We start from the raw sequence: 15,660 nt of genomic DNA on the forward strand, positions 1-15,660 counted from the left end.
AAGGTGAATCAGAAAGAAAGCATGCCGGTCACACACACTTGCACATTGATCGATTATACGAAAACAGTCACCCGCAGGAAGGTCGCCGGAACAGAGGTGACCTGCTTATTTGTGCTTTGGTTCTGGTTCTCGAACAGAGTCTCAAGCTCCCTCTGCAGATCAGCCGCCCGACCATTCTTCTCTGCGGCATCGAACGCGTTCATCGTGGGTCCATAGTATCTTCTGAAGGTATCGACGAACGCAGCTGGCGTGCCTGGATAATTGAACGTATAGGTATCTCGGACGAACGTGATCCGTTCTTGGGGAACCCCTGCGCTCGTGAATCGCTCGACCACATGGTTCTCGATACCCCAGGTCATCGGACTGATAAAGCCTTCCGGCGGAGGTGGGGAGTAAGCGGCGCTGATCTTCAAGATCTGCGCGACCAGCGTCGGGTCATTAGGGATCCAGTTGCCCATCACCGCCCGGCCTCCGGGCTTGGTCACCCGTACCATCTCCTTGGCCACATCAAACGGCTTCGGTGCAAACATGGCGCCAAAAATGCTGATGGCCAGGTCAAACGTCTGACTGTTCAATTCATGTAAATTGGTTGCATCGCCCTCCTGAAACCTGAGGTTTGTGAGGCCTTCCGTCCGTGCCCGCTTATTCCCCGCATCCACCAGATTCCTGGCGATATCGACGCCTAGGACCTCCGCACCGAGTTTTGCCGCCGGGACCGCCGTCGTGCCGTCGCCGCATCCCAGATCCAGCACCTTGAGTCCTCGCGTGATTCCGAGCGCATTGATGAGTGCTTCTCCGCTTTCCCTCATGCTCGCCGCGATGCGCGTAAAGTCGCCTTTTTCCCAGAGTGCCTTATTAGGATTCATGGACGTACTCCCTTGTGTACCCACAATCGTCGCAGGACAGGAGTGGAGAGTAGGCAGTTCAGAGAGAGCAGTCAAGAGAGCGGAGCGGGAGGGCTACGTAACGCAGACTGTCATGCCGCCAGTGAATTGGCTGCGGTGGCTTGGTTTCCCACCATGTTCAGTCCATCGTGTCGCTGAATATTCGGCTGATAAACACTCACTTTGCGTAAGATCATGGCTCTCAAGTCTTCATCATCAATGTGAGAGAGCGCGTCTCGCACCCCTTCGAGATCTCCGTCTTGCGCCAGGTGGGCGGCGATGCCGATGAGCGGCAAGACTCCTGCATCGCCCATGGCTTTGGCAATTTCGATGGCTCCAGACCTATCCCCGGCCTTGACAAAGACTTGAGGAAGCTCAAGGTAAAAGTGGCTGGCCAAGAGCGACGGATCAGGGCATGAGAGGATCGTGTCTGTCACGGCCTGTACATTCCCCCGCTCCGATTCGACGAACAGCACCATCTGCCACGCCTCTCTCAAGTACCGTCTGTTAACGATCTCATTCGCAGTTTGTCGCGCCCCAGCGGCCTCGCCCACCAACGCCTGCCTGATCGCCTGGTCCTTCAACTGTTCATCCGTGAGGGTTTGGGTTGGCATCATCTCTCGCCTCCTCTCTGCATTCGATCGGAGTACCAAAATGGAAATTCACAACGCCTGTTTCGAAATGTAGCGGCGAAAGCCGTTCTTGTCGATCTTTTCACGCCAAATTGACAGACCCCACGAGCGTTTCACTTGAGTGACGAACCAGAATTGGAATCTATCTCTGAGGGGTGATGTGCAAACGAAATGACGAGGTCACGAAGTATGGTTCACGGCAAGAAACCATTTCGGCCTCATGCGGCTGAAATCCGTCCGTACATGACGTTTGAGACTCGGACTCGAATCCAGCACGTAGGCTCTATCCGGATCTCGAACAAAAACAACCCAATGCCAAAATGCCCGACCCCTCAGCCGATGCCACTTGATTGCCAGGAGTGCTCGATTCGGCAACGCACCCCAGGAGACAAACGGCAGCGCCCTTGACGACGTGTGATGCCGATAATGCTTGAGGAGTCGACGCACATGGGCCGTCTCCGACCACAATCGGCTGTCCGCCGCAGAGATGCCCATCCGATTCGCTACACGCTTTGCGGCTCTATAACTCACACCGGAAAGCGCCGCAACACTGGCAATACCACAACCAGTTCTTTCCTGTTGAATCACCGGCTTCATCACAACTCCAGTTTCAGCTTGCGTCCACCGGAGAGAGCAAAGTGGTTCCGCTGATAGAAGCACAGCGTCCGATCAAAATGCGGTAATGGAGGAGTTGTGACTTCGAGACGTTTCCACCCTCGTTGCCGACTAATCCTTTTGGCCTCGGCCAGCAATGCCGATCCAATCCCCTGCGAACGGTACGCCGACCGGACATAGAACTCCGGGATCGTTCCATACACACCCCCGGTGTACAATGCATAGCATAACTCTCGTAGAGAGCAAGCACTCCAACCGGCTTGTTTTCCATCCGTGCGAGCAACACGGTGTACAGTCCTTCCTCCAACCAGGAGCGAGCCCGACCTACAGTCTCGGCAAAATCAAACCCAAAGCTCTTGACGCTCACGAGGGTCATGATTTCATGCAACAGTTCCCCCACCATGGTCGCGATGGCCTCCGCATCATCAGCTTTTGCAAGCGCCAGGTAAAATGTCATAGGGCATTCACCACGCCAGGCTACTGGCGTAACAGCCCGAAGAAATTAGAACACACTCCCAACCTATACCTTCCCTCTTTCCAAACTACCGCTCGTCTTTATTACGAGAATTGTCGTCCGATTCGTCATCTCTGTCATAGCTCCTGTTTCGCATTTCCGTTTCGGACTCGACGCGACGACCTTCTGATGCAATCATGAGGTCGAGTTCTGCAATATGCTTTTCGGCGAACGCTTTGACCGCCGGTCGATTGTCTGTCAGCCATTCCGCCAAGGATTCCTTCTTGGTCTGCCATACTTCCGCAAGACCAAATTCACCAGAGACCACACCAGTACTGTCGATGCTGACCCGAACTCCACGCAATTTGTGTTGGTCGTCTGGAAAGCGCGACACAATTTCCTTCAAGACAACGTAAGTGGAAGCCTCACCGCGATAGTTCTGGAGAATCGACAGTACGAAATCCGCCTCCATATCACCGCCGGCTTTTATCAAGTCGGCAAGTGCGGTAGCGAACTCCGGGGGGCAGGTGGGAAACGCAATACTAAGCAGACGCCCTCCTCGAAACTGAAATAGCTTCCGGTCTCGATCGAACCACGACCGCCCCTTGCTGATTGCGAGCTGTGGGTTGTTCGAAAGCTCCTTTTCAAGACCATGGAACTGAAACGGCACCGCCTCGAATCGCTCTGCATAGTCGGTTGGCTCGTCGTCTGCAGTGTCCTTGGCAAGCCGAGCCCCAAAGTAGTCCCAAACCGCCTCTAAATGATGCTTGGCAAGTCTGGCTAAAACTCGATCGGTTCGATAGTCAATCTTGCGTAGATAGCCAAGATTCTGTAGGACCTGTACCGTCCTCTCTGTAGTTAATTGCCCATAGAACTTTGTTGCCCTTTCGAGAAACCAGCCTTCAGAGACCCAGCTCGCGTTTTGTCGGTTATTCAAGAAATGCAGAGCGTCTCGCACGAATATGTCTGCGTCTGGAAGTTTTTCCGTTCCGTAATGCTCCAAAGCGAAGAGGAAACACCCAGTGACAGCTCTTTGATCGCCCTTCTCAATCGCGCGCTTCAGCAGGCGGGCTGCAAAGTCTGGTTTCTTAACATCTGACTTACGAATGTGCCAAGTGACGCTCGAAAGGTCCCTCGCTGATTCAAGTTCACCCTCCATGATTCGCTCATAAATGTCAGGTCGGCTACTTTTGGCAAATCCATTGAGGAAGCCTGGGAGAAAGTTTCGTAAGTCGTCCGAGGTCTTTGCCAAAAGCCTCTCGGCTACTTCGGGCTTACGCTCAACCAGCTTACTGATGAAATTGCCGAAAACTGGGAAGGTGGCAAGATCGTTCGACTTGGTTTCCGCGCAACGCTCAATCAGGTCGAACCAATCGCTCTCATTCGCCGCATTGATTTCGTCGATATAGCGGTCAGCTTCCCCGCGCCGATATTCGTCGGCCCCCTTGTAGTCGAACCCCTCGTCAGTCCAGTGGTCAGGGTAGACAGATTCGAATCCTACCAGAACCTTGTATCGAACAAACCGAACATCGACGTTGATTGTGTCGCGAAACTTAAAGATGGCGAACACGAGCGCATTGGCTTCGGCCTGACAACCGAACCGATTTCCTGGGTCTTCCGTGAGAGGCTTCACCCGGCGATAATCGTAGAGGAATCGGTGTTCCATGTGCTGCAGCAGCTCGTAACTTGTAGCCTTGGCACGTTCCGTCACAAAATCGACAATGCGCGCGGCATCTTTGAGCGTCGTAGCCAGGAGCTCGTTCGAATATTGCGTCTGATTGGGAGTCCTTGTTGCAGCGTCCATGGCTGAAAGAACTGCGCGCTTCTGCGCATCGTCGGTCGATCGATCAAAGGCTGCGAAAAGGGCTTTGATCGCCTTATCGCGAATGTCCTTGAGCTGATCAGATACGGGCACAGCTCCCGTACTCAAGACCACGGAGTCTGCCTTCCACTTCGTGCCGGTGATGTCTGATTGAATCGCTTTGGTTCAGACGGTAAGAGCGATGGGCCGAATATTGTCCACCTCGGCATCGCTCATTCCGGCAAGGTGATCTACCAATGCCATCTGGAGCATCGGCCCGACCTGTTTGTACGCGTCGATGTTGTACTCGGACAGTTTTTTGACGGCGTTCACAATCTGTCGTTGAATGTTATCGTTTGGCTCGTCTCTATAAATGTCGATAAGCAGTTGCAGAGTTCCAACTACGTCGGCGTAGCGCAGATTCTCAATGATCTCCACGACAAGCCTCGTCACTGCATCGGCCTTGAAGCCATCCATATTTCCGTAGGTCGTTTCCATCGGAACGGGCTCCGTGGCACGTGCGGCTTTGACTGCCCTCAGCAAGGGGCCTTTCAGTCCCTCGTAGGCAGCCGACAGGTCGCCGTAATTAGGAATGGCGAAATCCTTCAGTCCTGACAGAATCTCGTAACGCTCGTTGTTGTTTTGCGCATTATCCAGCAGGTTAGCGATGTTCTTGTCGAAGAGCACCTTGCCCTGGATAACCCGTTCATACTCCTGCTGAGCCTTCTGGATCTCAAAGCCAGCCGGAATCAGGTATTTGTCCATGATCCGCGCGAATCGGCTGGCGATACCTTTCATGGCCTTCTCGCCGTAGCCTTCGTTCAGTTTGTTCTTGTAGACGATGTCGTGGGAAGTCTCGGACCAAGCGTGCTCCAGAATGGTTTGGACTTGAATTTCACAGCGCAGGCCAGTGAATCTCGCATACTCTGGAAGGCGTAGGCGATCCTCACGAAGCCGGATCGTGTAGTGGACTGCGCGGTATCTGGCGCCTTGGTTTTCCTGGGTGGGATGGTGGATTTTGAGTGAGTCCTCCTCAATCTCGAAGTTGTCGCGGATCAGTGGCGATGCCAGGAAGCGGTCAACGTCATTGTTGGTGTAGAAGATGAGTCGGGCGCCGGCGAGATCGCGCCGGTCACACTCTAACGTCTGTGTGTCCAGCTTGTCCTCTTTGGCCAAGCGGCGCCGCAGGCTTTCGATCCCTTTTGCGCGGCATTGAATCGACTGAGACCGAGGCAGGTTTTCTGCCGATAGCAACGCCTTCTCCAGGATGAAGCGGACCGTCTCAGCGAAGGCTTTGTAGGTCAGAAAAAACTTCTGCTCGTACTCGTCAAGGTTCACAACGGTCGAATCTCACTTCCAATCCAATTCAGCATCCTCATTGAAATAACCGAAGGTTTCGTACTACTTACGAGTGGCGCCAATTTCTACGCCGAGCGTTGGTGGAAGTCAACAGAACAGAGGGGACAACGTGCATTCTCTCCATCCTCTCCATGCATTCGCCTAGAAGCCTGGCGTACAGCTATTGAAGAATCATTTTCTTGTTAGAACCGATGTCTAAAAGACTTGCCACGGAAGGAATGATATCGGCTTAACTCATTGGCTTCCCTAATACTTTCCAAGATCGGAATCCTAAGAAGTTCATTTCTTCTGTTCACTTGCGCATCTGAAATGACCAGCTATACTTTCCCTGATGCAGTCCACGAAATACATCATTATGCAAGACGGAAACGGGTGGCGCGGCTATCTGCAGGGCTACCCGGAGCACGAGACCCATGGGGACTCGTTCGAAGACTTACAGGTTAAGCTGTGGCAACTGCACCAGGAGCTCATCGTCCAAGAATCGGAAGGGGACCAAGACCGGTACCACAACAGAGAACACGGCCAATACGGGAACGGAGCGCAGAACCGGCAGGATAATCACACGTCCACGCTACCCCGTCGCACGCCCACGAGGTCCCGCCCCCTGTCGCGCGCCCAGATCAAGCGCCGAGCCCGGGTGGAACAGCTCCTCTTTGCGATGATCAGTAATCGCTGAACGCAGCCGATCGCTGTCCCGGATCATTTCATGTCTCGACACAGAATTCGACTCAATCGAGACCACGCCATCCTCCCTGAACGGCCACAGATTTTGGTTTCATGGGGATTCTTGATCCATCGACAAGGGCGTGTTGGAATGAACCTAGCACCCCTGGAGGCCGGGACGGCGCGTCGGCGGTCCAGGTCCATAGCCTAGAAACGAGGTGCCTTGTGCAGACGTTCAAATGTTTCTATCTGGATAATGAGAAACAGTGGCTGGGCTATTTGCCGAATTTTCCTGACCATTGGGCACAAGGAGAGACCTTCGAGGCGCTGCAACTCAACCTATCCCGTCTAAATTTTGACCTGACGTTGCTGGAAGCGCTGCGCAAAGTTTCTGAACTCAGCCTTCCATAAGCGGCCATAGAGTACGCTCGACAACGCGAGACCAACGACTGATGCACCGACAGAGGTGATCAGCCGGCATCACGCTGACCGTAAGGCCTCCTTTACGCTCCTGACCTCGAGCTATCCCGGATGTTTCTCCGCCCATGCTAGGTCGTAGCCTGCCTGCCGAAGTCGCATCTCCTATCCGATTACTTTGAAACACCAGTAAGACCTGTAACATTGGGGTCCCGAAACCGACTCTGGAAGAGAACCGATCGGATGTTCTATTTACCAATGGCTGTGGACCCTGGGGAAACTCAGATTGACCCGATGGGTGGAGTGTTGATACACATATTTTGCAGTTTTCCTGACCAATTCTGCGAGGCCGACCATGCCCACTGATGAAATCACACAAAAAGTCAGCGACCGGTATGCCAAGGCCGCTACTACGGGCGAGCAGATGTGTTGCCCCACCAGCTACGACATGGGACATCTCAAGACCTTCATTCCCGAAGAAGTGCTGAAGGTCTCCTATGGCTGCGGGACACCGGCTGGGCTCCAGACGGTGCAAGCGGGTGAAACGGTGTTGGACATCGGTTCGGGCGGAGGCATCGACTGTTTCGAGGCTTCCCGCTTGGTGGGCCCCGCTGGACGGGTGATCGGGATCGACATGACCGATACGATGCTGGAGATCGCCTGCAGGAATGCTGCGGTGGTGGCTGCAAATCTGGGCTATCCGACATCGAACGTGGAATTTCGCAAAGGCCTGGCCGATGCGATGCCGGTCGACGGCGGGACGATCGATCTCATCATCTCCAATTGCGTGATCAACCTCGCGCCGGACAAGCGGAAAGTGTTTCAGGAAATGTATCGGGTCGCCAAGCCCGGGGGACGGTTCACCATCTCCGACATCGTGTCGGATCAAACCGTCCCACAATACCTCGTCCACGATACGCAGAAATGGGGAGACTGTCTATCCGGCGCTTTGACGCTGACCGACTACATGAACGGCATGGCGGCAGCCGGTTTTCTCGGCATTCACCTCGTCAAGTTTTCACCCTGGCGCGTCATCGACGGTATCCATTTCTTTTCCGTGACATTGACCGGCTACAAACTATCCCAGACGCTCGCCTCCTCATCCATTCGTTACGCCACCCTTCGGGGGCCTTTCAGCCGCGTCGTGGATGAACGAGGGACAACGTACCGGCGTGGCATTCCGAAGCCTATCACACTAGAAGAGGCACTGTTGCTTAGCACTTCTCCCTTCGCCGACCATTTCCTTCTGACCACCGAATCTGTCCACCTCGACAGCGAAGATCCACGCTGGACCGCCATCTTCCCAGCTGATGCTCCTTGCACCTGGCAAGGCCATTATGCGCTGCTGGCCGGACCCTTCGTCGAAGCGGCCGACGACGACGACCATCTCTATCGCCGTGGAGAGCCGCTGGAGATTTGCTCTAAAACAGTGGCCGTCCTAGAAACGGCAGGATACCAACCCCATTTCGTCATTCTGAATCGGGCCGGCGATCGTGTGAGCGGCGAAGCCGTGACCTGTTCGCCGGACGAAGGCTGCTGCTAGATGAAATCCGTGTCGAGAGGCGAAATTCTGAACCCGCGCCAATGCGCGACGGTTCTGAAGGCGTTGGCAGATGAGACCAGACTGCGCATCCTCGAGTCGCTCCTGGTCGAAGAGAAATGCGTCATGGACCTCGTGCGGGAGTTGGGCTGTTCACAGCCGCATGTCTCGCACCACCTGCGCATTCTGCGGGATTGCGGCGTGGTGGAAGGCATACGAGAAGGGAAGCAGGTCTGCTATCGGATCGCCCCGATCGTGCAGCGGGCGCTGGCCAACCGTGAAGGGAAAGCCTTGAATTTCGGCTGCTGCGAACTGCGTTTTCCCGAATCTGTTCTGACCACAATGAAATCTCGCACGCTAAGTGTTCATTCCTGATGGACATCCGACGTTGATGCGAGTGTAAATATGCCGCTGACCCTGCTTGGACGAGACAATCCGCTTGCCTCCTCGTCCGAACAACTCAAGTTGTTGGAACAATCGGGCACCCGTCTCCCCTTTGAAGCACAGCTGAATCAGGCCGGCTTATATCCGCTACGTGCCACTGGGATCACCGTCTTCCAGATCAATGTCGGGAAACTCTGTAACCAGACTTGCCGCCACTGTCACGTGGATGCCGGACCGGATCGTCTCGAGACCATGTCCTTGGAAACGGCTGAACAATGTATTCACGCTCTGGCGAAAACCGATATTCCGACGATGGACATCACAGGAGGCGCGCCGGAACTGAACCCTCACTTCCGTTGGCTGGTCGAACAGGCTCAGAAACTCGATCGACACGTGATGGATCGCTGTAACCTATCTGTGTTGCTGCTTCCTTCGCAGGCGGACCTGGCGGAATTCCTGGCCAGTCACCGAGTCGAGATTATCGCGTCGCTTCCGTCTTACCGGGCCAGCCAGACCGATGCGCAGCGAGGCAATGGCGTCTTTGAGAAATCGATCGAAGCACTCCGTCTCTTAAATCGTTTCGGCTATGGACGACCGGACAGCGGGCTCTCGCTGAACCTGGTCTACAACCCTGTAGGAGCGTTTTTGCCTCCACGACAAGAAGCCATCGAGGCACAGTTCAAGAGAGAACTGCGCACCCACTACGATATCGAGTTTAACCGGCTGTATACGATCACCAATATGCCGATCAGCCGGTTCCTAGAATTTCTCATTGAGAGCGGCAACTATGAACAGTACATGACGCGCCTGGCCAACGCATTCAATCCTGCCGCCGCCACCGGCGTCATGTGCCGCTATACCCTGTCCGTCGGATGGGACGGCCGCCTGTATGACTGCGACTTCAACCAGATGCTGGAACTCCCCGTCGAGCATGGAGCGCCGTCACATATCCGAGACTTTGATCCAGCACAGCTCCATCATCGCCGGATCGTGACACGCAACCATTGCTATGGCTGCACAGCAGGCTCCGGGTCTTCTTGTGGTGGGTCAGTTACTTGAATAATTATCCATGACTAAGATATGTAGATATCTCAATGTATAGATCTATGTGTTTATTTCTGCAGAAAATGCCCGCCTCGCTTGCTGCGGGATTGATTTTTACCCTCCTTGGGACTCCAGGATCAGCGACCGCCGAAACAACTGCGCCCGATCCACTATCGGGCAAGCTGGTAATTACCGGTGCCAGCACCTTGGCTCCATTGATGGCTGAAATCGGCAAACGATTCGAGAGTCTCTATCCCAAAGTGCGTGTGGATATTCAGACCGGCGGCTCATCCCGCGGGGTCGCGGACGCTCGTCAGGGTCTCGCCGATATCGGCATGGTCTCTCGCGCAATGAAGGATGACGAGAAGGATCTTCATGCGTTTCCGGTGGCACGCGACGGCGTGGGCATCATCCTGCACAAAGAGAACCCTGTTCAGACCCTCACCGACGAGCAAGTTGTCGCAATCTATACGGGCAAGATCACTAGTTGGAAGGAAGTCGGCGGAAAAGACGTCGCCATCACTGTCGTGAACAAAGCAGAGGGGCGATCTACGCTGGAAGTGTTTTTGCACTACTTCAAGATGAAGAATACGGACGTGAAAGCTCATGTGGTCATCGGTGACAACGAACAGGGAGTCAAGACCGTAGCCGGGAATCGACATGCCATCGGATATGTCTCCATCGGCACGGCAGAATACGATGAATCGCAGGGGGTACCGATTAAGCTGCTCTCGGTCGGGGGGGTTGCAGCCTCCACTGAGACGGTGCGGAACGGTACCTTTCCGATCTCTCGGCCACTACACATCGTCACTCGGACTCCACCGACCGGATTGGCTAAGGCCTTTATCGAGTATGCACAGTCCAAAGCCGTGCATGACATTATCAAACAGCAATATTTTGTCCCGCTGGTCGGCTGACGAACTCTTGTGCTGGAGCTTGCGCGGTATCGCAACCATCGCCGGCACCATCGTCATGCTCATCGTGGTCTTCCTGATCGCGGAAGCGCTTCCCGTTCTCCATCACGTCGGTCTGCTCCGATTCTTTACAGACCCTTCCTGGCATCCAGCCGAGGGATTGTATAACCTCACCCCGATGTTGTGGGGAACGCTGTTCGCCATGACTGGTTCTGTGTTGATCGCCACACCCTTGGGCATTCTCTCCGCCGTCTTCTGCCATTACTATGCGCCACCTGCTCTTGCCCGGCCCTATCGACGCCTGATCGAGTTGCTCGCAGGCATTCCTTCCGTAGTCTACGGATTCTGGGGGCTCGTGGTGCTGGTCCCGCTGATTGCAGAGATACAACCGCCCGGGCCCAGTCTATTAGCGGGCATCCTGATCCTCACGATCATGATTCTCCCCACCATCGCGTTGGTGGCTGATGCCAGTCTTGTCAATGTGCCTCAACAATATTTACAGGGGGCTGCTGCATTGGGACTCCCGCGCTGGGCGACAATTCGAGGCATTGTGTTTCCGGCGGCAAAATCTGGGTTGTTCACTGGGGTGATCCTGGAAACAGGCCGAGCCATCGGGGAAACGATGGCGATTCTGATGGTCTGTGGGAACGTGGTCCAGATTCCTTCCAGCATCTTCGACCCGATCCGAACGCTGACCGCCAATATCGCCCTGGAAATGGCCTATGCGCTCGGAGACCATCGCGCTGCGTTGTTCGCCAGTGGACTCGTCTTGATGGCCATGATCGTGGCGCTTGTTATAGTCGCCGAATGGATCAGTCGTGGGAGAATGTATGGCTGAGGCTCTGAGCCGACCACAGAATCCGCATGAATGGCTTGCGTTCATTCTCGTCTGGGGAGCGGCAGCGCTCGTGACCGCCGTATTCTGCTGGCTGTTGGGGGACATCGTTTGGCATGGACTGAGCCATGTCTCCTGGACGTTTCTGACAGCCCCCCCAGAAAACGCTGGACGCCGAGGCGGGATCGGCCCTATTCTGGTTTCGACATCCTTGATTCTGGGAGTCTGTCTCGCGGTCTCCCTCCCTATTGGTATCGGCACCGCCGTCCTCCTCGCTGAATTTACATCGGACTACAGCCTGTTCGGACGGATGACTCGCCGCAGCCTTGATATCCTGGCCGGTGTGCCGTCGATCGTTTTGGGCCTATTCGGCAACGCGTTCTTTTGCAAGACGCTGGGGCTCGGCTTCTCGATCCTCTCCGGCGGGCTGACTCTGGCCTGCATGGTATTGCCGATCTTGATCCGCTCAACGGAGGAAGGGTTTCGCGCTGTGCCGACTAGTTACCGCCTATCCGCTGCGGCACTAGGACTGTCTCGCACCACGACCCTCGTTCACCTCTTGCTACCGGCGGCGGTACCAGGTCTCTTGGTTGGTCTGGTCCTTGGAATCGGCCGTGCGATTGCCGAGACGGCTGCGCTCATCTTCACAAGCGGCTATGTGGATCGGATGCCGGAGTCGCTACTCGATTCCGGCCGCGCATTGTCTATACACATCTTCGATCTCTCCATGAATGTGTCCGGCGGAGACGCGAATGCCTATGCCTCAGCGCTGGTCTTGGTTATCTTGTTGCTCGCCATCAACGGCACCTCCTCCTGGCTGGCAACATACGGGCTCCACCGAAAGATCGTCACAGTATGACGCCGGTCGAACCCATCACAGGGCCGCGCCCAAGATATCCGCTCGAAGATCGACCTGCTTCCTGTCAGCCTCAACCCCTCGTTGAGATCGATCGGCTCAGTTTGCACTACGGGGAAAAGCCTGCGTTTCAGGACGTGGCCTTGTCGATCAACAAAGGATGCATTACGTCTCTCGTGGGACCGTCCGGATGCGGAAAGACCAGCTTCCTCACCTGCCTGAACCGACTCTCCGATCTGATCGTTGGGTGTCGTGTCAGGGGACGGATCACGATCGATACCCTCGATGTGTTGGCACCAGACACCGATGTGATCCAGCTTCGACGCCACATCGGCATGATTTTTCAGAAACCGAATCCCTTTCCACTGACAATCCGAAGAAACCTAGAGTTTCCTCTGAGGGAACATGGACTGCGTGATCGAACACAGATTGCAGGGACGATCGAGGCCACCTTACGAGATGTCGGTCTCTGGGACGAGGTCAAGGATCGGCTGGACTCGCCGGCCCTGGCTCTATCCGGAGGCCAACAACAGCGCCTCTGTATCGCCAGGGCCCTGGCCCTTCTGCCGGAAATGTTACTCATGGATGAACCGTGCAGCGCCCTCGATCCTCTCTCCAGCGGCGTGGTCGAAGATTTGATTGTGAGACTGCGTGGCCGCTACACCATATTGATCGTCACTCACAACCTGGCTCAGGCCCGGCGCATCTCGGATTATACTGCCCTTTTCTGGGTCCAAAACGGAGCCGGACGGTTGATTGAGACTGGAACCGCGAAACAGATATTTGAGGAACCCCGTGACCCACTGACCGCTGCATATGTCAGCGGCATGCGAGGATAGTGATGTCATTAGCTACGGTACACAATCGGTGGATCACTGATATTAGTTGTGCACACCTCATTTTCGATAGGCCCCAGTAACGACTCCAATTCCCGATGAATGCACACAGTACACATGGGGGCACCTTTACTCATGTACATCGAGATATCTCTGCGTGTTTATGCGATCTGCTCGTCTATTTCCCGACTCCCGTTCGCCTGTCTTTGCTGGCCCCCCTTGCGTTTTGTCACGAAGAGCAGTATCCAGGAGAAACGCAATGATGGCTCGGCTGATTAACCCGTCTCCTTCCCCTCAATGAATACATCGCACTACCATGGCGTGGACCACCACGTCGGCAATACTCCGCTGATCCTCCTACGTCGCCTTTCTGAGCTGACTGGCTGTGAAATCCTCGGCAAGGCGGAATTCATGAACCCAGGGGGCTCGGTGAAGGATCGCGCGGCGCTCGGGATTATCCAGGATGCCGAGGAGAAAGGGCTTCTCAGGCCAGGTGGCACTATCGTTGAGGGCACAGCAGGGAATACCGGCATCGGGCTCACTGTCATCGGCCATGCGAGGGGTTACCATTCCGTCATTGTGATTCCCGAAACTCAGTCGCGGGGAAAAATCGACCTGCTTCGCACACTCGGCGCGGAAGTGCTTGCCGTGCCGGAGCAGCCCTATTCTCATGCCAACAACTACAATCATGTCGCCCGGCGAATGGCGGAGGACAAGGGATGGTTCTGGGCCAACCAATTCGACAACACCGCCAACCGTCTCGCGCATTACCGTACCACTGGCCCGGAAATCTGGAAACAGACCCATGGAGAAGTGAGCGGTTTTGTATCCGCCGTGGGCACCGGAGGTACACTGGCCGGCACCGCCCTGTATCTCAAGGAGCGCAATCCGAACATCACGGTTGGCTGCGCCGACCCCTACGGCGCGGCGATGTGGTCGTGGTTTACCAACGGCAATACAGATACGAATGATGGCGATTCCTTTGCTGAAGGGATTGGCCAGTCTCGGGTGACCAAGAACCTTGATGGCCTCACGGTGGATCGCACGTGGCGTATTCCCGATCAGGATGGGCTCACCATTCTGTACCAGCTCCTGCGCGAGGAGGGGCTGTTTCTCGGCTTGTCTTCTGGTATCAACATCGCGGGGGCAGTGCGCTTGGCACTCGAGCGCGGACCAGGTCAAACCATCACGACGATCCTGTGCGACTCCGGCGCGAACTATAAGTCAAAACTCTTCAATCTAGAATGGCTTTCGGCTCACGGGCTGAGGGTCGATGTATCTGTCGAGATCCTTCTTGAATCGTGCAGCGAGAGATAGCGAAGCTCAGACTCTCTGGTCTGAATCTTAACCGGAAGGCAAGAGACGAAGGAAGAATTCGGCTCATCTGATAACGAATACAAACCAAGCGAGCGCTACACCTCCTTGTCTGTGGGTTGAACCTTGATCGATTTCGGTTGAATGGTTGCAGAGGTCCGCATTTGCGCTTGGACAACATGACTTAGTGTCGGCACGCTTTGCGTCAGCCACACGTTCCCTCCAATGATGGAGCCCTGCCCGACGGTGACGCGCCCTAAAATCGTGGCCCCCGCGTAGATCACCACGTCGTCTTCCACGATCGGATGGCGAGGTTCCCCCTTGATCAGGCCGCCCTGCTCGCCTTCTGTGAACCGTTTGGCGCCAAGCGTCACGGCTTGATAGAGGCGGACCCGCTTGCCGATGACCGTGGTTTCACCGATAACGACACCGGTCCCGTGATCGATAAAGAAGTGACTGTCGATCTCGGCAGCTGGATGAATATCGATCCCGGTGGATGCATGCGCGATGTCCGAGATCAACCTCGGGATCAACGGCGCCTCCAAGCGATGCAAGACATGGGCGAGACGATAATAGATGATGGCCCTCATGCCCGGATAGCACAGGAGAATCTCTGAATGGCTGGTGGCCGCGGGGTCCCCTCGGTAAGCGGCTTGCAAATCAGTAACGAGCAATGCCCGGATGGTCGGGAGCTGGCTGGCAAATACGCTCGCAATGTGGCCTGCTCGCTCAGCCAGCGAGCGGTCATCTTGTGTGTCGGGATTGGCTGTAAAGGCCAATCCTCTCCGGACTTGATCCTGCAAAAGCGGCAAGGTTTGATCCAATGTGTGCCCGACAAAATAATCGATGTTCGTCTCGTTCAAATCCGCTCGTCCGTAGTGCGTCGGAAACAGCACGGCACACAGGCCTTCCACGATGCCGAGGAGGGCTTTTCGTGATGGTAATTTGTGAATCCGTCCTTGATGCCGGATGTTGCGGGTCAGCTCACGCGAAGCACGTAGCTCCGTGACAATCTGATCAAGGTTCCATGTCGTCCCTGACTTGTCTTGGTGTCGCATCGTGTCATCCATGAAGTTTTAGTGCAGCATACGGTTGAAAGCGAGCCATACCAT

17 protein-coding genes are annotated in these 15,660 nt (G+C 55.3%); 10 read left to right on the forward strand and 7 right to left on the reverse strand.

Annotated features, from left to right (window positions below; genetic code table 11):
* Positions 1-53 precede the first annotated feature (53 nt).
* The 6 genes from P0120_06455 to P0120_06480 form a co-directional block, all read right to left on the reverse strand.
* Entirely contained in the window at positions 54-866 is an 813-nt protein-coding gene (locus tag P0120_06455; GenBank protein MDF0673968.1) for a class I SAM-dependent methyltransferase, read from the reverse strand.
* Between the two features lie 110 nt (positions 867-976).
* The gene (locus P0120_06460; GenBank protein ID MDF0673969.1) at positions 977-1,501 is read right to left on the reverse strand and encodes a hypothetical protein; all 525 of its coding nucleotides are present in this window, start codon (positions 1,499-1,501) and stop codon (positions 977-979) included.
* Positions 1,502-1,696: 195 nt separating this feature from the next.
* Positions 1,697-2,113 (reverse strand): hypothetical protein, encoded by a 417-nt coding sequence (locus tag P0120_06465; GenBank protein MDF0673970.1) that lies wholly within the window; start codon positions 2,111-2,113, stop codon positions 1,697-1,699.
* Complete coding sequence (locus P0120_06470) at positions 2,113-2,442, reverse strand: GNAT family N-acetyltransferase (GenBank protein MDF0673971.1); 330 nt, start codon at positions 2,440-2,442, stop codon at positions 2,113-2,115. The genes P0120_06465 and P0120_06470 overlap by 1 nt, the downstream gene beginning before the upstream one ends.
* 231 nt (positions 2,443-2,673) lie before the next feature.
* Complete coding sequence (locus tag P0120_06475) at positions 2,674-4,521, reverse strand: hypothetical protein (GenBank protein ID MDF0673972.1); 1,848 nt, start codon at positions 4,519-4,521, stop codon at positions 2,674-2,676.
* A gap of 51 nt (positions 4,522-4,572) precedes the next feature.
* Positions 4,573-5,724 (reverse strand): RelA/SpoT domain-containing protein, encoded by a 1,152-nt coding sequence (locus P0120_06480; protein MDF0673973.1) that lies wholly within the window; start codon positions 5,722-5,724, stop codon positions 4,573-4,575.
* 352 nt (positions 5,725-6,076) lie between these two features.
* Between P0120_06480 and P0120_06485 the strand changes: the two genes are divergently transcribed.
* The 10 genes from P0120_06485 (at position 6,077) to P0120_06530 (ending at position 14,551) form a co-directional block, all read left to right on the forward strand.
* Positions 6,077-6,421 (forward strand): hypothetical protein, encoded by a 345-nt coding sequence (locus P0120_06485; protein MDF0673974.1) that lies wholly within the window; start codon positions 6,077-6,079, stop codon positions 6,419-6,421.
* A gap of 212 nt (positions 6,422-6,633) precedes the next feature.
* Complete coding sequence (locus tag P0120_06490; GenBank protein ID MDF0673975.1) at positions 6,634-6,819, forward strand: hypothetical protein; 186 nt, start codon at positions 6,634-6,636, stop codon at positions 6,817-6,819.
* Positions 6,820-7,180: 361 nt separating this feature from the next.
* Positions 7,181-8,368, forward strand: coding sequence for a methyltransferase domain-containing protein (locus P0120_06495; GenBank protein MDF0673976.1), 1,188 nt, complete (start codon positions 7,181-7,183; stop codon positions 8,366-8,368).
* Positions 8,369-8,740: a metalloregulator ArsR/SmtB family transcription factor gene (locus tag P0120_06500; protein ID MDF0673977.1), complete on the forward strand. Its 372-nt coding sequence runs from the start codon at positions 8,369-8,371 to the stop codon at positions 8,738-8,740.
* A 30-nt stretch (positions 8,741-8,770) separates the two neighbouring features.
* On the forward strand, positions 8,771-9,808 hold the full coding sequence (gene arsS, locus P0120_06505) for an arsenosugar biosynthesis radical SAM protein ArsS (GenBank protein ID MDF0673978.1): 1,038 nt from the start codon (positions 8,771-8,773) through the stop codon (positions 9,806-9,808).
* A gap of 68 nt (positions 9,809-9,876) precedes the next feature.
* Positions 9,877-10,710 (forward strand): phosphate ABC transporter substrate-binding protein, encoded by an 834-nt coding sequence (locus P0120_06510; GenBank protein MDF0673979.1) that lies wholly within the window; start codon positions 9,877-9,879, stop codon positions 10,708-10,710.
* A complete protein-coding gene (gene pstC, locus P0120_06515) occupies positions 10,667-11,545 on the forward strand; it encodes a phosphate ABC transporter permease subunit PstC (GenBank protein ID MDF0673980.1) in 879 nt (292 codons plus the stop codon). Before P0120_06510 ends, pstC begins: the two co-directional genes overlap by 44 nt.
* Positions 11,538-12,401 (forward strand): phosphate ABC transporter permease PstA, encoded by an 864-nt coding sequence (gene pstA, locus P0120_06520; protein MDF0673981.1) that lies wholly within the window; start codon positions 11,538-11,540, stop codon positions 12,399-12,401. Before pstC ends, pstA begins: the two co-directional genes overlap by 8 nt.
* On the forward strand, positions 12,398-13,237 hold the full coding sequence (locus tag P0120_06525; protein ID MDF0673982.1) for a phosphate ABC transporter ATP-binding protein: 840 nt from the start codon (positions 12,398-12,400) through the stop codon (positions 13,235-13,237). Before pstA ends, P0120_06525 begins: the two co-directional genes overlap by 4 nt.
* A 294-nt stretch (positions 13,238-13,531) precedes the next feature.
* On the forward strand, positions 13,532-14,551 hold the full coding sequence (locus P0120_06530; protein ID MDF0673983.1) for a cysteine synthase A: 1,020 nt from the start codon (positions 13,532-13,534) through the stop codon (positions 14,549-14,551).
* Positions 14,552-14,646: 95 nt separating this feature from the next.
* Here P0120_06530 and P0120_06535 read toward each other — a convergent pair whose 3' ends face one another.
* Positions 14,647-15,606: a hypothetical protein gene (locus P0120_06535; GenBank protein ID MDF0673984.1), complete on the reverse strand. Its 960-nt coding sequence runs from the start codon at positions 15,604-15,606 to the stop codon at positions 14,647-14,649.
* Positions 15,607-15,660: the final 54 nt, after the last annotated feature.

It is taken from the genome of Nitrospira sp. (genome assembly GCA_029194675.1).
Taxonomy (GTDB): Bacteria; Nitrospirota; Nitrospiria; order Nitrospirales; family Nitrospiraceae; genus Nitrospira_D.